The 18686-nt window shown below is 44.1% G+C and carries 16 protein-coding genes; 3 read left to right on the top strand and 13 right to left on the bottom strand.

The window, feature by feature from the left end; genetic code table 11:
* Nucleotides 1-775: hypothetical protein (locus tag QA601_03705; GenBank protein MDG5814170.1), on the top strand; the 775-nt coding region annotated here is incomplete at its 5' end.
* Nucleotides 776-793: 18 nt separating this feature from the next.
* On the opposite strand, the gene QA601_03700 is transcribed toward QA601_03705, so the two are convergent.
* The 6 genes from QA601_03700 to QA601_03675 form a co-directional block, all read right to left on the bottom strand.
* The gene (locus QA601_03700; GenBank protein ID MDG5814169.1) at nucleotides 794-2725 is read right to left on the bottom strand and encodes a PAS domain S-box protein; all 1932 of its coding nucleotides are present in this window, start codon (nucleotides 2723-2725) and stop codon (nucleotides 794-796) included.
* 104 nt (nucleotides 2726-2829) lie between these two features.
* Nucleotides 2830-3489 (bottom strand): PEP-CTERM sorting domain-containing protein, encoded by a 660-nt coding sequence (locus QA601_03695; GenBank protein ID MDG5814168.1) that lies wholly within the window; start codon nucleotides 3487-3489, stop codon nucleotides 2830-2832.
* Nucleotides 3490-3659: 170 nt separating this feature from the next.
* Nucleotides 3660-4064 carry a hypothetical protein gene (locus tag QA601_03690; GenBank protein MDG5814167.1) on the bottom strand — a complete coding sequence of 135 codons (405 nt, stop codon included), beginning with the start codon at nucleotides 4062-4064 and terminating at the stop codon, nucleotides 3660-3662.
* A gap of 154 nt (nucleotides 4065-4218) precedes the next feature.
* Entirely contained in the window at nucleotides 4219-4641 is a 423-nt protein-coding gene (locus QA601_03685; protein MDG5814166.1) for an FMN-binding protein, read from the bottom strand.
* A 94-nt stretch (nucleotides 4642-4735) separates the two neighbouring features.
* A complete protein-coding gene (locus tag QA601_03680; protein MDG5814165.1) occupies nucleotides 4736-7216 on the bottom strand; it encodes a heavy metal translocating P-type ATPase in 2481 nt (826 codons plus the stop codon).
* Between the two features lie 16 nt (nucleotides 7217-7232).
* Entirely contained in the window at nucleotides 7233-7544 is a 312-nt protein-coding gene (locus tag QA601_03675) for a metal-sensitive transcriptional regulator (GenBank protein ID MDG5814164.1), read from the bottom strand.
* A gap of 252 nt (nucleotides 7545-7796) precedes the next feature.
* On the opposite strand from QA601_03675, the gene QA601_03670 reads away from it, so the two are divergent.
* Entirely contained in the window at nucleotides 7797-10034 is a 2238-nt protein-coding gene (locus QA601_03670; protein MDG5814163.1) for a GGDEF domain-containing protein, read from the top strand.
* Between the two features lie 32 nt (nucleotides 10035-10066).
* On the opposite strand, the gene QA601_03665 is transcribed toward QA601_03670, so the two are convergent.
* The gene (locus QA601_03665) at nucleotides 10067-11107 is read right to left on the bottom strand and encodes a diguanylate cyclase (GenBank protein MDG5814162.1); all 1041 of its coding nucleotides are present in this window, start codon (nucleotides 11105-11107) and stop codon (nucleotides 10067-10069) included.
* 287 nt (nucleotides 11108-11394) lie between these two features.
* Between QA601_03665 and wrbA the strand changes: the two genes are divergently transcribed.
* Complete coding sequence (gene wrbA / locus QA601_03660) at nucleotides 11395-12033, top strand: NAD(P)H:quinone oxidoreductase (GenBank protein MDG5814161.1); 639 nt, start codon at nucleotides 11395-11397, stop codon at nucleotides 12031-12033.
* Nucleotides 12034-12842: 809 nt separating this feature from the next.
* On the opposite strand, the gene QA601_03655 is transcribed toward wrbA, so the two are convergent.
* From QA601_03655 to QA601_03630, 6 genes are all read right to left on the bottom strand, one after another.
* On the bottom strand, nucleotides 12843-14099 hold the full coding sequence (locus QA601_03655; protein ID MDG5814160.1) for a DUF2254 domain-containing protein: 1257 nt from the start codon (nucleotides 14097-14099) through the stop codon (nucleotides 12843-12845).
* A gap of 229 nt (nucleotides 14100-14328) precedes the next feature.
* Complete coding sequence (gene asrC, locus QA601_03650; protein ID MDG5814159.1) at nucleotides 14329-15360, bottom strand: sulfite reductase subunit C; 1032 nt, start codon at nucleotides 15358-15360, stop codon at nucleotides 14329-14331.
* Nucleotides 15361-15377: 17 nt separating this feature from the next.
* Nucleotides 15378-16169 carry an anaerobic sulfite reductase subunit AsrB gene (gene asrB / locus QA601_03645; protein MDG5814158.1) on the bottom strand — a complete coding sequence of 264 codons (792 nt, stop codon included), beginning with the start codon at nucleotides 16167-16169 and terminating at the stop codon, nucleotides 15378-15380.
* Nucleotides 16166-17194 (bottom strand): anaerobic sulfite reductase subunit AsrA, encoded by a 1029-nt coding sequence (gene asrA, locus QA601_03640; GenBank protein ID MDG5814157.1) that lies wholly within the window; start codon nucleotides 17192-17194, stop codon nucleotides 16166-16168. Before asrA ends, asrB begins: the two co-directional genes overlap by 4 nt.
* A complete protein-coding gene (locus QA601_03635; GenBank protein ID MDG5814156.1) occupies nucleotides 17172-18005 on the bottom strand; it encodes a formate/nitrite transporter family protein in 834 nt (277 codons plus the stop codon). The genes asrA and QA601_03635 overlap by 23 nt, the downstream gene beginning before the upstream one ends.
* Nucleotides 18006-18173: 168 nt before the next feature.
* A complete protein-coding gene (locus QA601_03630; protein MDG5814155.1) occupies nucleotides 18174-18596 on the bottom strand; it encodes an RrF2 family transcriptional regulator in 423 nt (140 codons plus the stop codon).
* Nucleotides 18597-18686: the final 90 nt, after the last annotated feature.

The raw sequence follows: 18686 nt of genomic DNA, 5'->3' as shown, positions 1-18686 counted from the left end.
TGCTGCAGAGGATGGTGCTGCAGAGGATGGTGCTGCAGAGGATGGTGCTGCGGAGGATGGTGCTGCGGAGGATGGTGCTGCGGAGGATGGTGCCGGGGAGGATGGTGCCGGGGAGGATGGTGCCGGGGAGGATGGTGCCGGGGAGCATGGTGCCGGGGAGCATGGTGCCGGGGAGCATAGTGCCGGGGAGCATGGTGCCGGGGAGCATAGTGCCGGGGAGCATGGTGTCGGGGAGCATGGTGTCGGGGAGCATGGTGTCGGGGAGCATGGTGTCGGGGAGCATGGTGTCGGAGAGCATGGTGTCGGAGAGCATGGTGTCGGAGAGCATGGTGTCGGAGAGCATGGTGTCGGGGAGCATGGTGTCGGGGAGCATGGTGTCGGAGAGCATGGTGTCGGAGAGCATGGTGTCGGGCCACATGGTGCCGAGGCGCATCATGCCGGGGCGGATGGTGTAAGGCCACCCCTTGTGGGTGGGCCCGGTATGAACGACGAAATCATGAAAAAAACGTTGGGTGACATCGTTGGTGCCTTTAAATCCATCATCACAACCCGATATATAAAAGGCGTAAAATTAAATCTGGTCCCGCCGTTTAATAAACGACTTTTACACTATAGGTACCATGACCACGTTATCCGCGATGAACAGGAACTATATCGTATACGTAAATACATTACTAATAATCCTGTTAACTGGAAATCCGATCGAATGAATGGCACACGGAACAGGGTCATGGACAACAATGCTCCCTATGAAGAAGAAGCGTGGATGGATTGAATATGGGGGCTTGCCCTTTTAGCCCCCCATTTCTATAACAGACGGTAATGTAAAGAAAAACGTACTTCCCTCACCGACTTTAGATTCTGCCCAGATTTTACCATTATGAGCCATTATAATCTCACGCGCGATCGATAGTCCTAACCCGCTGCCCCGGCCGGCAGTTGTGGTATCCTCTTTGATTCGGTAGAATTTTTCAAAGACAGCTTCAATTTTGTCAGGTGGAATACCAGGCCCCTGATCCTTTATAGCAACCAGTACTTCCTCGGGACGTCTGTCAATTAAAATTTCTACTGTACCACCCTGCCTGGTATAACGAATCGCGTTGCTAAGGATATTTCTTATCACCTGGCTTATCTGCTGTTTATCAGCATGCACCAGCCCTCTTTCTTTTTCGGTAACATTTATCGTAATAGCCCTTTTGCTCTCAATAGAGATGGTGTTTTTTATTGTATGTACAAGATCTGAAAGGGTGAAAGTGCTAAGCTGAAGCTGCTGTTTTCCTGCATCCAAACGAGAGATATTGAGCATCGTATCAACCAGCTGATTTAAACGCATGGTTTCGGCTTCAACAATTTTAAGATATTCTTTCTGTTTTTGATCCGGCATTTGGATGTCCGGAGAAAGCACCGTCTGTACAAAGCCCAAAATACTTGCCAGAGGTGTTCTAATCTCATGAGATGCGGTGGTGACAAACTCTGTTTTAGCTCTGTCAATATTTTTTAACCGATCATAGGCGGTATCCAGTTCAGCATTGATCATCCGTAACTCTTCATTGCGCTTCTTAAGAGCTTCCACCGTCTTTTGAAGCTCCTGTTCGTAATTTTTTCGCTCAGTTATTTCATTTACCGCGCATAACACCCCGATTACCTCTCCCTTTGCATCACGAAGAGGTACATTGGTGTTTTCAGCCCAGCCTCTGGCACCACTGTCGGCAAATACAAACCAGTAATCTTTTGTTTGTACCTGCTTTCCTTCAAGAGCCTGATCAAATTGCAGAAACATACCCTCTGTGACAAGAAATGGAAACACATCCTGAGGATGACGTCCGATAACCTGTTCCCGTGCCAATCCACTAATCTCTTCCATGCTACGATTCCATTTGGTGATATGTAAATTGGTATCACAAACAACTATTCCCTCATGGGTGCTTTCAATTATCTGTTCATTAAATTTCGCCAAATCCCGTATTCTCGCCTCGGCTTCCTTAAGCGCGGTTATGTCTACCAAAACACCATCCCAGGTTAGACCGTAATCCGTTTCGTGTGGTGTGGAAGCACTTCTCAGCCATTTTGTCTTTCCCTTTATGATATAGCGCCCCTCCCAGAAAAAAGGCTCATTATTCTGTATGGCATACGTTAGTGTTTCCATAAATTTATCGATCTCCTCGGGATGTACCGGATTTATTATAAGCATAGGATCATTAAGTCCCTCCCGGGGCTCAATTTCAAATATATCCCTGATACCATTACTGATATACTCAAAAAACTTTGTACCATCATGTTTAACGGCAAACTGATAGATCATCCCCGGAACATTTTCAGAAAGATTGTCCAGGCGCTGTGCCTGCAGCTTAAGTTGCAGCTCACGTTCACCGGCCTTTTCTGCTTTTTGAGAAAACTCCCGTGCCCTCATAAGATTTTGTATCCGAAGTCTGAGCTCATAGGGGTTAAGCGGAACAAAAGCTATTTCATCAATAATCTCCCCAAAATTTTCTCTGGCCATATCAACCTGCCCGTTTTCACTGATAAGAAGCACCGGGTTATACAACTCATTACTTTTTTGCTTTATCTCTTTTAAACGAGTAGCGACGTGTTGCAAGGTTAGCCAATCGATTATACACAGATCGAAATCACTGGAGGGTAAAGAACTCACTAACTCATACTCAGTTTGAAACCATCTGAACAGCTCAGAAGTGTACATTTCGGTAACTATATGAATCGAGCCCATAAGTTTTCCCTTTAAGAATGTTAATTGTTACTTTTAACTGACGTACGTTAACCTTTTATAAGGCCGGGATAACCACCCGGCCTAAAGCAACCAACGGTACTGTTTCAGCAAAGAGCTTTGTCTTTTTTTCTCTCCTTAAAGGCAGCCCACGCAAGCCCTGCAACACTTCCGGCCATAAGAAGAAGTAGTGATGGTTCGGGAACAGCCGCCCTGGAGTCTGCTGTAGCCCAAATGCCACGATTAGCCATCACTCCTAAAGTCCAATCATCGTGATCCACATAACGAATCTCTACCTCGGGAGCAGGTACTGGAATTTCGGGGAAGATATCCTCCCACATGAGGGTATCTTGAATAAATACGCTAAGCGCCGCGTACTGATTGGGATCAGCTGGATTCCGCTTATCAAAAAAACGGTCGTAAACATACCCCAGATCCCAAACGTCATGTTGAAATGTAATGAAAAAATCACCAGGTTCATTTTGAAGAAGTGAATTAATCTCCTCTTTTCCTGCCACATACCACTCATCCCATCGGTGATTGCTAAGTGCGGGGTCATGATTCATGGCTTCCACTGCTTCTGAGAGGGAGTAGTAGTCTCTAATCGAGAAGTCCGGTAGTCCCTGATAATAGGTTCCGTAGCGATACCAGTATCGATCGGCTTCGGAGTCATACACTACCAAATCATCCACAATAATCAGCTCTGAATGTACATTTCCAACCAAAAGAAGCAATGCTATGATCAGGTATACAGTTTTCCTTATCATTTGGCCCTTCCTTTGACACTTTTTTTGAAATCATATACAAGAGACATAATTAGTAATTGCACATACTGTACCTGAGATGCGCATTTGAAAACCGGATGGTCTTTTTATGGCGGGTGAACTACTATGTAGTTTATCTACTCCTGAGCAAAAGGTGAACGGTTCAACTATCCTTACCGTTCACTTTCACCCACAAGGGCCCGGTAGGTCGCTACCATTATGCAAATACTGCTTCCTGTAGCTTTGGTAACCGCATCGACCCGGGGAGACTGAGCTTCAATAATCCGATCAACAGTTTCCAGTGCTTCATAACCAGCTCCGGATTCCTGATGTATAATCTCTAACTGTGTAATTTTATGTCCTGAAACAGTTGCCTGCAGATCAACATGCACTAAAAAGTCACCAAAACTTCCTTCATATACACCATCTGCTACTTCCTGAAGATTCACATGCGTAATCGTCTGGTATTCAGCTTCAAAATTGTTATACATGCTCCTTAAGCGCCAAAGGAAACCACCGGCTGCAACCAAAAGTATCAGTAGAAGAATACCGGCAATGATTAACCCTTTTTTAAGCATCCTTATTCTCCATAATTTACGTTTTAGTGATATTTGGAAAATACAATAGTCCACTTCAATAATAAAGATTCGAATTGTTCTTAAGTGTGCAGCCCTGAGCAGTTCTAAGGATATTTCGCTACACTAGTTTATTGCGGAAAATCGTTCCTGTGTTTTAGTGTTGAGCTACAGTGCTCTCTTTTTGTGCTATCAGCGCGTTGTGTGTTGCAGCCATAATACAGATACTGCTCCCTGTGGCCTCGGTGATCGCATCAACTTTTGGGGACTGAGCCTCTATTATCCGATCGACCGTTTCGAGAGCTTCATATCCCGGGCCGCTTATTTGTTCAATAACATCTATACCGGTTATCCTGCCCTCCGACACTGTTACCTCAAGATCGACATGCACCAGAAACACTCCAAAACTCCCCTTGTAAGTACCGTTTCCGATTCCCTCAAGATCGACCGGAGCGATTCGTTCATACTCAACTTTTAAAGCCCGCCCCATTTGGCCCAGACGAGCATAAAAAACACCTCCGGCAACAAGAATTAGTACTGGCACAAAAATAAATACACCGATTACAATTTTCCTTACCATTGAATCCTCTTACCAAAAGGGTTCTTTGCATTGCGTTCCATTACTATATCATTATTATCCGTTGAGCACAACATATTTATAGCCCTGGGCCCCTCTATATAGTCTTCTTTTTAAGCCCAAGGGAGTTATACACCACATTCAGTGAACTCATAGACATGGCAGCTACTCCAATCATTGGATGGAGCAAACCAAGCATAGCCACCGGTATAGCAATGGCATTATAAACCCATGCATAAAAGAAATTCTGTTTTATCTTAGAGAAGATCTCCTCGGAAAGCCTAACCGCCGAAAGTACAGCACTAAGCTCTCCTCTTACCAAGGTGACATCAGACGCCTCTATTGCTATATCGGTGCCAGTTCCTATGGCGATTCCAACATTTGCCTGTTTCATGGCTGGTGCATCGTTTATGCCATCACCCACCATCGCCACCATCTCAAACTCTTTTTGAAGAGAAGCGATCTCCTGAACTTTACCTTCCGGCATAACTCCCGCAATAACACGACTTATACCAACTTTTCTGGCTATGGCAGCAGCCGTTCTTTCATTATCCCCGGTTATAATCGCAGTTTTTATACCCCGTTTCTCCAGAGATTTAATTGCCTGCACAGAATCTTCCTTTAAAGTATCGGCAAGGGCTACCAGCCCCAATGGTTTATTGTCAACAGCAACAATCATTACAGTCTTTGCTTCACTCTCAAGCGTGCGGAGTTTTTGAGTGAGTTGAGAATAATGTATACCGTAATGATCCATCAGCTTTTCATTACCGGCCAGAACCTCTTTACCATCTACCGCACCGTGTACTCCCATCCCCGAAATGGCGGAGAAGTTTTCCACACGACCGAGTTCTATTCCCTTCTGTGATGCTGCTTGCAAAACCGATTGAGATAAAGGATGCTCTGAGGCGTGTTCAACACTTGCGGTATAATAGAGCAGTTCTCTGGTATCGGACCCGTCGGCAGGCACAATGTCGGTGACTTCAGGTTTTCCCTTGGTAAGGGTACCGGTTTTATCAAAAGCGATGATACGAATATTTTTAAGTGTCTGAACCGCTTCCCCGTTTCGTATCAGTATTCCCCGTTCAGCCCCCATACCACTTCCAACCATCAGTGCAGTCGGGGTACCAAGCCCCAAAGCACAGGGACAGGCAATCACAAGTACTGCAGTTGCGGTGATAAATGATAGTGTCCAGATTGATAGTTCAGGATTTACCCACGGCAGAAATGTTGCTCCCCATTGGATTATGGCAAGATGAAAGCCTGGAAACAGATGAAACGACAGAAATGTAAGCCCGGTAAGTATAATTATTGCCGGTACAAAATACCCTGTGATCCTGTCGGCAAACTCCTGTATGGGAACTTTTGAGCCCTGACACTGCTCTACCATCTTTATTACCTGCGAAAGAAAGGTCTCACTTCCCACTTTGGTTACTTTGACCTTCAGCATTCCCTGTTTATTGATTGTCGCGCCAATTACCTGCTGCCCCGTTTTCCTTTTCACCGGCATCGATTCACCTGTTGCCATCGATTCATCTACCAGCGATGAGCCTTCAACCACGACCCCATCGGTGGGAATCTTTTCACCGGGTCGTATTACCATTATGTGACCAACCTCAAGCTTATCGGTTGACACCTCACGTTCCTGTCCGTTTTCCACAATCCGCGCGGTTTTAGCCCCCATCTGAATCAGCTTTTTTATGGCCTGGGAGGCCCTGCCCTTTGCCCGGGTTTCAAGGTATTTACCTATAAGATGAAAAGTCATGATTGTTGTCGCCATCTCAATAAAGGTCTGGATTGGATAGAAAAACCCCAAAAGGCCAACCAAAAAGGGTGGAAGTGACCCCAAAGATACCAATACATCCATATTGGGACGTTTGCGCCTAAGGGCATTGAAAGCAGCTTTATGTACGTGCCACCCATTGATAAACACCACCGGAAGACCGATCAGAACCGTCAATAGCAAATAGCCCGGAATTGGTGTTACAAACATATGCAAAGCCATCATGGTCATCATTAGTGCCGAAAGAGCAGCCGATATAACCATCTTTTTTCTGGCTTTAAGGACGCCTGGTTCCTCTTTAAGTCCCTCAGTTTCAGACTCTTCAACAATTGTATACCCTGCATCACTAACAGCTTTCTTTAGATCAGAGAGGGTAACAGAGTTAGGCTGATATGAAATAGTAACCCTTTCGGACGCAAAATTGACCGTTGCATTACGTACACCTGCAATAGCATTAAGTGTCTTCTCCACAGTAGCAGCACAGCTTGTACAGCTCATCCCCCCAACTTTAAATGATAGAGTCCTTGCGTCTTCTGTTCCATACTCACCTACGCTGTACCCACTCTTCTCAACCTGTCGGATAATTTCATTGGAAGTAACTTTTTCGGGCCTAAACTCTACAAAGGCCTTTTGTGTTGCAAAATTTACACTTGCGTTTTTGACCCCATCTACTTTGCCCAGCTCTTTTTCGATATTCAGTGCACAGCTTGCGCAGGACATTCCCTCAATAGATAGATCCATCCTTTGAACAGCACTTTCATTACCGGCATCACCGTTGATTTTCCTTTGTTGCCCCATATTTCACCTCGCTCTGCTATCGTGACATCCTTCGTATCGTCTTCATCAATTCATCAATCACTTCAACATCTCCCTGCTGAATCTGCTTCACCACACACCCCTTTATATGATGCTCCACCAGCAGGTTACAGACACCGCTCAGAGCGGACTGGATAGAAGCCAAAAGGTTAAGCACGTCATCACAGTAAGTATCGTTTTCAACCATTTTTTTTGCCCCGCGGATCTGCCCTTCTATTCTATTAAGCCTTGAAACGAGGTTAGATTTCAGTTTATCGGAATGGTTGGCTTTAAGCTCGTGATCGGATCGTTCGTTTTTTCCGGTCCCCATTTAGTACCCCTTACGTTACTCTGTTCCTGACTATTTGGGGAGTTCTGCCTACCATACCCCCCTACCCTATATATACGTTCCAACTCGGGTCATAGTCAATGTTTTTTCCATAAGAATTTTGTTTATGCTATCAAACGAGTAGTGATGAGCGACTATCTTTGCCACATTTTGCTTGAAAAACACCTATAAGTACTCTATACTCATAAAACATAAAAACACTATTATTTATACTAAACCAAGAGCACATAATAGATGAAAAAGCTTTTATGCGATAAATCAAACAGAAAAACTATCGCCATTTTAGCTGGAAACCTCAACACCTACTACGACTCATTTCTCTCCAAGTCGGTCAAGAAGGCAACCCTTGAAAGGGATATAAACCTGCTTATTATGATTTGCGGCTCAATGAACACCGATATGAGTTATAAGTACGAATATCAGAGTAACATCATGTATTACATGCTCTCAGAGGAATGCGTAGACGGATTAATACTCCTGCCAAGCATTATATATAATTATTCGAAAAAATCAGAACTAAGCAATATTTTACAGCATTACAAGAAAACCCCTTTGGTTACCGTAAACGAACCGGTTGAAGGACATCCGGGAATACTGGTTGATAACAGCTCCGGTATCAGAGAACTTGTAAGCCATCTGTTTCATGAACACGGTAAGCGCAATTTTGCTTTTGTTGGTGGCCCCAAAAACAATACCGAAGCACAGATTAGGCTGGAAGGATTTCTTCAGGGGATGAAAGATGTTGGTCTTGAGGTTGACCCCAGAGCAATTTTACCCGGTGATTTCTGGAAAACGGGTGGCGTAAAAGCAGTGCGACAGATGGAAGAGTCGGGACTCCCCTGGCCAGAGGTAATCGTCTGTTCAAATGATTACGCTGCCTTTGGTGTATATGAAGAGCTTAAAAAGAGGAACATAACCATACCAAATGATATCGCTGTAACTGGATTTGACAACATAGCGCCTGCCCGATACTCTTTTCCCCCTTTAACCTCAATAGAGCAACCTCTTGAACAGGTCGCCTACAAAGCTGTTGAACTTCTTGAACAGATCATTAATGGGAAAAGCGTTGCAAAAAAAACGGTTCTGCCCACAAGAGTTGTTTATCGCTGGTCTACAGCCTGCTCACGGTGGAATCTCAAATGCTCAGGCAAAAAAGTAACCGATCAATTAGAGCCCCAAATAAAGTTTAAAGATATAGAATTAAAGAACCGGGTGTCTACATGGCTTGAACAATTTAAAACAGTTAATCTTGATGAACAATCTGTTCGGGTTACTAAGGAAGCAGAGTTTATAGATCTTCTGTATTTAACTGTTTCTCGCCATGAAGATATCAATTTTTGGGATGATTTACTCTTTAACCTTCGTTACATACTCGACAAATATAACAAAGTCGATGAAAACTTTCTTACTATTATGCAATGCCGAATCGCTGAAATACGGGAACTGTTTCTTGGGCTAACTTTAGCCAAAAACAGTACTGAGTCATATGTACAAGCAAAAGCTGTTCAACGTATTCTTAGCGTTTTTGTCAAAAAGGATTTAAAACAGGAGATAAGTGATCAGATCCCAAGACTTGGAATAAAAAGTTTTTTTATGTCTATGTATCCACGCCCCTTCAATCACAAAAAAGATGAAACGTGGGATATACCGAAAACTTCAACCTTTTTCTGTGGTTATTGTCGTGGTGAAGAGATCACTCTTCCGGAGAAAACTCTTTTTCATACCAGAAAATTAATACCTGAAAACATCAGCTTACCCGATGAACCCATGGCTTTTATCATGATGGCTGCCAGTTTTCGTGAAGCACAGTTTGGCTATATCCTGATGGAAGCATCGATAGAAGATGAACAGGTGTACACAAACCTTGGCATTCAGATCTCTACAGCCTATAGAAGCATACTGATTTTTAATGAAAGAGAGCAGAAAACAAAAGAGCTCAACAGTGTGCTCGAACAACTTAGAAAAAGTAATCTAAAGCTGGAAGAGATGTCAACTCACGACTCCCTCACCGGGCTTTATAACAGACGGGGCTTTTTACTCCTGGGAGAAAAGTACCATGAAATGAGCTTAAGAAACGGTACCGATTACATACTCTTTTACGCAGATATGGATGGGCTAAAGGCTATAAACGATACATGGGGACACTCTGAAGGAGACAAAGCCATACGTGATTTCGCCAAAATCCTTAAATCCACTATTCGGGATACCGACATAATTGCCCGCCTTGGAGGAGATGAGTTTACGGTGTGTACACCCAATACCCGCTCAGATTCGGCTCAAGTAATCGAAAATAGATTATTTGAGAATATTGAGAAATACAATATCAATTCAGGAAATCAATGGAAAATGGACTTTAGCATCGGTCATGTCATCCATTCCGATCAACCGAAGCTTAGTTTCTTTGAAAAAATGTCACTGGCGGATGAAAGGCTATATAACAGAAAAAGAAGTAAAAAAGCAAAAACAATTTAGCTCTACCAGTTAGATACAACTACATGTCCCGCCTACTTTGCAACCACCTGATCTCTTCCATTTTCCTTAGCACAATAAAGAGCCGAATCAGCTCTGTTAAGAAATTCCTTAATCGATTCATCCGTCTTTAATTGGGTAACACCGATACTGAGAGTGATTTTTATATCTCGATGTTCTTCCGTTTGTATACACTCATCAATTTTTAGCTTTGTCATGGCTTTTTTTATTCTTTCAGCAGCTTGTTTTCCCTCTAACAACTTTGTTTCGGGTAAAATAACCACCATCTCATCTCCACCATAACGGCATGGTATGTCCTCTACCCTCAGGGTATCTTTGACCACCTTTGAAACTGCTTTCAGTACCAAATCACCAATGTGATGACCGTAACTGTCATTGATCTGTTTAAAGAAATCGATATCGATAAAAAGCACACTCATGTCAAGTTCAGACTCTCTTGACCGTAGGACTTCTTCTTTTAAAGTTTCCTCAAAGTAACGTCTGTTATTGAGAGATGTAAGCGAATCAATATAGACCTGTTTACTCTTTTTTTCCAAATCCTCGGTAACCATCTTTAGCTTCTTTGCAATTTTTAAGTCTACCATATCCAGTGAAAAACCACACTCTATATCTCCCGGGTCACCTTCTATGAGTAACGAACTTGAAGCTACTTTGGGAAACACAACTTCCCCGAAAGCAACAATGGCTGATGAGTAACTAAGCACCCCGAAGTCGATTTCAAGCTGCACCATCAACTGACCCAACGCTATATTCAGTATCTCTTTAACCGCATCAGCTATCTCAGAGCGCACCTCCCATGGCTTCTGCTCAGGATCTTCAGCTGAACCGATAAGTCTTAACGCTACCTTCTCATCCAATGCTACTATACAATTACCCTGAATCGTACCAGCAAACGGAATGAACACCACCATATTTTTCCCGGTACAAAAGGCTGCTTCCTTTAAAGTGCTTTTCTTTACCTTGAAATGAACACCGGTCATGTCCTCAATGGTGCCGCATAATTTGCCTGCAAATTGAAGCGCATAGCGATTTAATCCGTTTATTGAAGCTTTCAAGACTGCCCCTACCTGTCATATATAGTGCAAAAACATTATTTCCTTTAAGATTAGTACCATATTTACGCCCTAAATGCAAGAATATAATGATTTTAGGCTTAAGCAGTGACTGTGGTTGCCTGTCGTGTTCATTAAACAGATGTGTTCAGTAATACACTTTTTATACTTTCCTCTGCGGAGAAAAGATACCCCCAAAGGGCCTGTGGAACAAAACAGTTTTATGGCACAGGCATTGCACTGAAAAGAGCGTGAGATGTAAGTTGAAGACGGTTTTAAGAAGGAGCCTTATGAAAATTCTAATAGCATACTACACAATGTACGGTCACATCTTCAAGATGGCCCAAGCTGCTGCTCAGGGAGCACAAAGTGTACCCGATTCAACAGTTGACTTAAAACGGGTACCCGAAACATTGCCTGAAGAGCTCTTGGAGAAACTTGGAGCATTTGAAGCGCGGAAACATTTCAGACAAGACCCTGTAGTTAAGCCAACGGAGTTAGCCGACTATGACGCGATCTTGTTCGGTACCCCTACCAGGTATGGAAATATGTGCTCACAAATGCGCTCCTTTCTGGACAGTACAGGGCAACTTTGGGCAGAAAACAAAATGGTAGGGAAAGTTGCCAGTGTTTTCACCAGCACTGCTACCCAACATGGTGGTCAGGAGTCTACAATCCTCACCTTCATACCAACCCTGCTTCATCTGGGTATGATCTATGTTGGGCTGCCCTACACTTTTTCACAGCAGATGAGTATCGGTGAACTATCGGGATCTTCACCCTATGGCGCAGGCACAATTACCGGCGGATCCGGGGAGAGAATGCCCAGCGAAACAGAACTTGCCGCAGCACGTTTTCAGGGAAAGCATGTAGCAGAAATCGCTGCTAAACTTTCTGTTGAAAATGAAGTAAGTATGTCAAATAAGTGATTCTGAAACGAAACACAGAATCTGCCGTAACCATTGACACTCAAAGGAGTGCTATAACCGCCCGGGGTAGCAGCTTTATGGCGCAACCCCGGGTGTTAGTACCAAAAAAAGAACTGTTGCTTTTTGCGTTTAAGCTCCAGCTCAATGAACTATACCTAACCCTGACGTCCCGCCTATCGACTCCACTCGATGAACTGGGCATTAGCTTCTGATGAAAACCTAACTCCTGAGTTTGACACTTCACTGCTGTCCAAAATAGGTCTTAATCAGTTAAAATACCTTCATTTTTGATTCAATTATGAGCATTTTTACTTCATTACAAAAAACGACCCTCTTTTCATTTAATATGCTGTCCAAATTAAGCGAACACTAATGCCATCTGCTCCACATTTACATCTGCCTCCCGCTCTTTTGGAAAAGGATTATTGATTCAGACCCAAAGGTCGGAAGGGTTGAAAAAGGGGATTTTAAAACGCAGAGAACGCAAAGAGCGCAGAGGTAAACGCTTCGCGTTTAGAAAGTCAAGAGATCAATTAGTTGAGATTAAGACATTATTCAGGGTAATTGCGGAGCGTTTACCCTAAACCCTCGTTTATTTTATCCTATTTTGGACAAGAGTTTTGACACTTGCTTAAGTGTCGCACTTTCTTGAAGGAGAAAGAGCCCTGACGTTCGACGTCGACTCAGCTCGTCAAACTGGGAGTTACTTCTGCGCTGAAAAGGCAGGATGTTTTCTTCATGGAACAAGAACAAAAACCTCGCCACCCTCACTGAGGACACACTTAAAAGCGTTGAGATGTAGAGCAGCTTTAATCACTCTTTAATTCCTGCGCAATAGAGGAGTTCAAAAGATCCCGTTGTCGAATAAGAGCACTGAGTCGTGGCTGGGGACAAACTTCGATAAGATCATCAAGCATTGCCTGAAGGCGACGTACAACATGAAGCGAAGTTTTTCCATACAAACGTATCTCATCCAGTGCCAAACGAACCGTATCCTCCCATGCGATAGTTCTTACAATGAGTCTTACCTTTCCTTCAGAGTCCACATACTCATCCCCCGGCAGTTCTCTGCGGGCTATGATCCGTAGCAGATCATGCAGATGATCGATTGCATCGACTGCGGTACTGGGATCATTTATTCCCGTTGAGAGTGCCCGTATTGCGATATCTACCAGCTGCCGTATTCCGTAGGAAATATCTCTGGAAAAGGATCGCTCTGTTTCAAGGGTTATATGCTGTTGGAGATTTTCGGGCAGATCGCCTTCTCCATACACCCTGATAATAGGTGCCCCCCCGGGTACATATGCCCCAAGAGGGGGTACTATCACAAGTGTGCAGTCAGCATCCGACGCAAGCTCAAGGAGCCTATCCTCTTTTAAATCGGTGAAAACTCCAGGTGCAGGGCTATGAACAGTTTTCACAGGAGTCACCGGTGGCCTCCACTTAGTTGTTTTTTCAGCAGATTCGGTATAGTTATACTCGTGGGGGTAGTATCGGTTTATATGGTCCCGGGTTATTGTTGCTACCCTGGAAATAAGTGATGTAATTCTCACAGAATGGAGAATATGGTTACTGTAAATCGCAAACGTTCCAAGACTCAAAACAGCTAAAACGAATGCGCCGGTCATAGAGAGTCCGGCAACCACAGTAGTATCCTGGGGAGTTATTGAAACCGCACGAAGTGAAAGGAGCACGATTAAGGTATAGGTAAAGGTGCCCACAAATATTCCGATGGTGAAATGGCTGGGACGATCAGTCAGAAGTGTTTTCAGTGTTCGGGGAGAATACTGACTGCTTGCAAGCTGAATGGCGACCGTGATAATCGTGAAGATGAGAGCTAAAAGAGTGGTCACCGATGCAGCAATAACCGAAAGCAGATCACGTGCGGTATCGGCCTGCCCAACAAAGACCGGAAATGGCGGCTCTTCACCCCAGTCTGCATATACATCGATCCAAATAATCAAAGCTGCCAGAAGGGCTGCAAGAAAAACACTAAAAACAGGTGCAAGCCATAGCTGTGCGCTTCGGTGCCTGAAGATGTGCACAAATTTAGTTTTGAGTGCCATTTGGCGTTTTAACCCGTTGAGTTCTATGCTTAGGTGGTTTTTTATGAGAGATCTACCTTTGACATTGAGCAAAAACTGCTCCAGAGCTGCTGTTTTGCTTATCGCTCCTTGGTGCCAAAGTTTAGATCGATATTGGGCTACCACACTGCATTAATTTTAACAACGGGTAAAACTAAAAGTCACCACTCAAAGGTTAGGTGCATTTACAATTTAAATGAGCTATTCAGAATCACTCACCAGTACTCTCAGCAATGGTCTGAGAACAATCCCACCTGTCGGTATCATATCCATACTCATACCCCGACCATTGCATAGTTTTGGCAATACGTGCCCTGGGATTAAGCTTAATACCCTTAAGCAGCCAGTTTCGCAGCTCCTTATACCCTGTTCGGTCGGCTATGTAACCAACATGTTCCTTAACAAGAGACCTGTCGATGTGGCGATCAATGTAGGGATACAGGTTTTTAAGGATCGCTATCACTTCATCCTGAGTTAACCATTCGGCAAAGGGAGCTGCTAAGCGGGGATTCTTTTTCCCTGTTCGCCCCATTATTACCAAACGAAAGTATTTCACCGGATTTCTGCTCCAGGCCTGTGTGGGACAAACCAATACACATTCGCCGCAGCCAATGCAGCGACGATTATCCCTCTCAACCTTATGATCAACCACCGTAAGTGCATTTGTGACCTTTTTTCTGCAGTTTTTGACACACGCTTCACAACCGATACAGGCTTGCGATTCCAATTCAGGCAGTGCCTGACCTATAATACCGATATCCTGCATATGCGCCTTAATGCAATCATTAGGGCATCCGGTCAATGCTAATTTTACATGAAAATCATTGGGATATACCGTTTTTTCTATCTCCAGAGCCATGGAGGTTGTGTCATAATTTGCAAACGGACAGACTCTGTTTCCTATACAGGCGGAGATGTTTCTTGTTCCCGCAGATGGGTACCCTTCGCGGGGTGTTGGAATTTGTACCCCGATTTTTTGTTCTGTTTCCTTTATATACTCAGATATAAGCTCATTTATCTGAGCCATTGCATTAAAATCAATCCCCGGAATCTCAAACCCCTGCCTGGTTGTCAGATGCACAGTGCCGTTTCCAAATTGCTGAGCAATATGCTTCATAAGATCAAGGTGCCGTGCATCCAGATGCCCTCCGGGAACACGAATTCTCAGGCATGTTTTGTTGCGACTGCTGGTCAGTCTCCAGGCATTCTTAGTTACTTTCTTACGATTGATATCACGGATCATACTCTCTCCAGTTCATTTCAGTCTAAAAGACGTAGTGCTTTATCATATCTATATACCGGGCCATCAACACATACGTAGCTGTCATCTATTTTGCAGTGTCCACACTTCCCAATCCCGCATGCCATTCGCCTTTCAAAAGAAACGTAGATGTTTTCAGGGGATAAACCGCGTTTCATAAATTCCTGTGTGGTATATTTCATCATTACGGGAGGCCCCACCACAACGGCATACGAAGTTGCAGGGTCAGCGATTGCGACATCAGGAACGTGGGCAGTGATAAACCCTGTTTTTCCGGTCCATGAACAGGCCTCTTTATCAATAGTTACCACAACCGGCACAGCTTCTTTCCAATCATCAATTTCATCTCTGAAAAGTATAGATTGGGGGTCTTTAAATCCAAAGAGAAGAGAGGTGCGCGATACCTGCTCCTGATCTGCCAGTCGCGATCTGATCAAAGTTCGAACGGGTGCCACCGCACACCCTCCTGAGGCAACAATAAGATTTTTTCCAGCAAACAGATCGGCGGGAAAGCAAACACCGTAAGGTCCCCGCACAAAGAGAGTTTCCCCTGCTTGGCTTTCAAGGATTTTGCCTGTAAGGTGACCGGCTTTGCGTATAGTAAGTTCAATGAATCCCTCACCAAATCCGCTCACCGAAATAGGCGCCTCCCCTACTCCCGGTTTTGATACTTCAACAAACTGACCATGCTGCGGGCGTATACTACTTTTAAGTGTAAAGGTTGATTCAATATCTGTTTCTTCCTTTATGGCCACTATTCGGCATGGTTCAGGTAAATACGGATTTTTCATAAGCTTTCACCCTGTGTACCTGGTTGTTCTGATACTTTGTTTATACAATTTGAAAAGGAGATATATTCGGGGCAAATATCATCGCATCGCCCGCATCCTACACACATGTTCTCACCAAAACGTTTTCGATAATCATATATCTTATGAAACGTCTTAAACCTCATACGGGCTCCTGAACTTTTTCTAAATTCCATACCCCCGGCCATATCGGTAAATCCATCTATGTGGCAACCGGCCCACACTCTTCGCCTCTCACCAGCTTGTCCGGAATCCTTATCATACATAACATCATGAACAGAGAAACAGCTGCACGTTGGACAGGATGTATTACAGCGTCCACAGGCGATGCAGCGGCCCGAGTATTCATCCCACATCTCATGATCATAAAGCTCCGAAGGCATGTCAAGCGTTTGCGGTGGAAACACTTCTGTTCCATTTTGCTTTGGGTAGTGTAGTTCAAACTCACACTCAGAGCCGATAGTAGACAGTTTGTCTACTAAAGTACGTCTTTGAGAGAGCACCTTAAGCCCTCCATCCACTTCACGCACAGCGGCAATAAACTTTTCCGGGATATTGGTTTTCATCGAAACACAAAAACAGCTTTTAAACGGATCAGCACATTCCATCAACACGAAATGGATCTTTTCACGCAACCGCTCATAGTAGGGATCGGGACTGGTCCCATTATCCAGAAATATCTTATCGAGCCTGCTTACGGCATGTATATCACAGGAGCGGCAGAATATAACTATCCCCCTGTTATCAACAACCGATGGCTGAGAAATGGTTTTCTGATCAAAGCGCATCAGTGTTTCTGTAATGGGAAACATAATCTCTTTTGCCGAACGAAGAGTCTTTTCATCCCACACAATCTCTTCAACAGATGAGATCTGATCGTACGTTATAAGATCAGTGTCTGATAAACGTCCACGGCCTGCTCTTCTTACCGGAGCAAAGAAACGGTAATCTGCAGATAACCCCCCGAGCAGACTATTACATTCTTTATTCTTTAGCAATCGATTCATTTGCTAACCTTTTCTCTGATGTTACAGCGGTTTTAACTGAAGGAACTGAAGCAATATACCAATAAGCGGCGCCAATGAAAACCGCTCCACCCACAAAATTTCCAAGCGTGACAGGGATAAGATTGGCAGCAAACCCTGCGAGTGCCTCTCCCAGTGCTATGTCAGGTAAAAAGAGGGTAACTCCAATGAGTGTCATATTTGCAATGCTGTGCTCAAAGCCTGCCCCGATAAACGCAAACAGACACCAGAAGATAAGAAACACTTTAGCTCCATCATTTGAAGTCCTGCCGCTTGTCCAAACTGCAAGACATACCAGCATATTACATAATATTCCTCTTAAGAACAGCTCGGTAAAGGGAACTGCCGACTTTGCCTGAGAGGTAAGCGCAATAAACTGAGCAGTAGATTCATTACGGCCAAGTCCGCTCTCTACAAATACCCACGCCAGTAGAAGAGAACCCGCCAGATTTCCAAGCAGACAAAAAGTCCACAACCTGACACTTTCAGCCCACTTTACTTTCCTTGAGAGACTCCCTATGGTAAGGATCATATTATTACCGGTAAAAAGTTCGGAACCGGCAAAAATAACCAATGTAAGTGCCACACCGAAAGAAACTCCCATCACAACTCTCACAAACGCTGACCCGTGCTCACTGAGTGGGGCCCCAATGGTAAAAATCAATATTATTCCAAAACCTACATACACCCCGGCCATCATCGAGAGAAGGAAATAGCGCAAAGGAGACTTTTTTGCGAAATCACGCTTTTTCACCGCCATATTCGCAAAAGCTTCGACCGATTGTTCCACCATCTTAACCACCTTTAGTTTATGATTCTACAGACTGCATCATGAATACTTTAACGTTTTCTAAACCCCGCCCCTATTTTTCACAGACTTTGTGAACAATTACCGTACACTGCTAATACCAAGCCAGAACTTTACCCTCGACCTCTGATTCGCTCTCCTTATGGCTTCAGGTTACCCCTGCTTACCTGCCCCACTTTTTTTGACGAGATCCTGCAAAGTGATCCCCCCCAGAGTTTTTTGAACCGCCGCATACATAGAGTTCCAGCTTTCACGCAGAAAACAGGATTCACTCCTATCACAAATCGCATGATTAAGCACACATTCCCGGGGCACAAGGGCACCATCCAGCGCTTCCACAATCTGTAACATGGTTATTTGAGACGGCGGACGGGTAAGAGCATACCCCCCCCCAACACCACGCTTTGTATGCAAAAATCCACAGGTACGTAATGTGGTTAACAGATTCTCCAAATAGGATTCCGGTATGGGATCGTTTTCAAGAATATCCTTTTTCCTGACTGCACCCTTAGAGTATCCCTGAGCGATCCAGACCATAGCACGCACCCCGTACTCACACCGGGTTGAAAGCTTCATACATATCTTCCTTTATTATTCACCTTTTTTGTGAACAAAATAACTTTTTCTTGCCAAAAATATCAAGAATTGATTACACAAATTGAAATG

It is taken from the genome of Chitinispirillales bacterium ANBcel5, from assembly GCA_029688955.1.
Classification (GTDB): domain Bacteria; phylum Fibrobacterota; class Chitinivibrionia; order Chitinivibrionales; family Chitinispirillaceae; genus Cellulosispirillum; species Cellulosispirillum alkaliphilum.
Note: the sequence above shows the minus strand (reverse complement) of the source record. Positions and strands in the feature narration are given on the sequence as shown.

Coding starts and splice junctions, on each gene's coding strand:
- QA601_03700 (MDG5814169.1), bottom strand. CDS start 2,725: ATGGGCTCGATTCATATAGTTACCGAAATGTACACTTCTGAGCTGTTC.
- QA601_03695 (MDG5814168.1), bottom strand. CDS start 3,489: ATGATAAGGAAAACTGTATACCTGATCATAGCATTGCTTCTTTTGGTT.
- QA601_03690 (MDG5814167.1), bottom strand. CDS start 4,064: ATGCTTAAAAAAGGGTTAATCATTGCCGGTATTCTTCTACTGATACTT.
- QA601_03685 (MDG5814166.1), bottom strand. CDS start 4,641: ATGGTAAGGAAAATTGTAATCGGTGTATTTATTTTTGTGCCAGTACTA.
- QA601_03680 (MDG5814165.1), bottom strand. CDS start 7,216: ATGGGGCAACAAAGGAAAATCAACGGTGATGCCGGTAATGAAAGTGCT.
- QA601_03675 (MDG5814164.1), bottom strand. CDS start 7,544: ATGGGGACCGGAAAAAACGAACGATCCGATCACGAGCTTAAAGCCAAC.
- QA601_03670 (MDG5814163.1), top strand. CDS start 7,797: ATGAAAAAGCTTTTATGCGATAAATCAAACAGAAAAACTATCGCCATT.
- wrbA (MDG5814161.1), top strand. CDS start 11,395: ATGAAAATTCTAATAGCATACTACACAATGTACGGTCACATCTTCAAG.
- QA601_03655 (MDG5814160.1), bottom strand. CDS start 14,099: ATGGCACTCAAAACTAAATTTGTGCACATCTTCAGGCACCGAAGCGCA.
- asrC (MDG5814159.1), bottom strand. CDS start 15,360: ATGATCCGTGATATCAATCGTAAGAAAGTAACTAAGAATGCCTGGAGA.
- asrB (MDG5814158.1), bottom strand. CDS start 16,169: ATGAAAAATCCGTATTTACCTGAACCATGCCGAATAGTGGCCATAAAG.
- asrA (MDG5814157.1), bottom strand. CDS start 17,194: ATGAATCGATTGCTAAAGAATAAAGAATGTAATAGTCTGCTCGGGGGG.
- QA601_03635 (MDG5814156.1), bottom strand. CDS start 18,005: ATGGTGGAACAATCGGTCGAAGCTTTTGCGAATATGGCGGTGAAAAAG.
- QA601_03630 (MDG5814155.1), bottom strand. CDS start 18,596: ATGAAGCTTTCAACCCGGTGTGAGTACGGGGTGCGTGCTATGGTCTGG.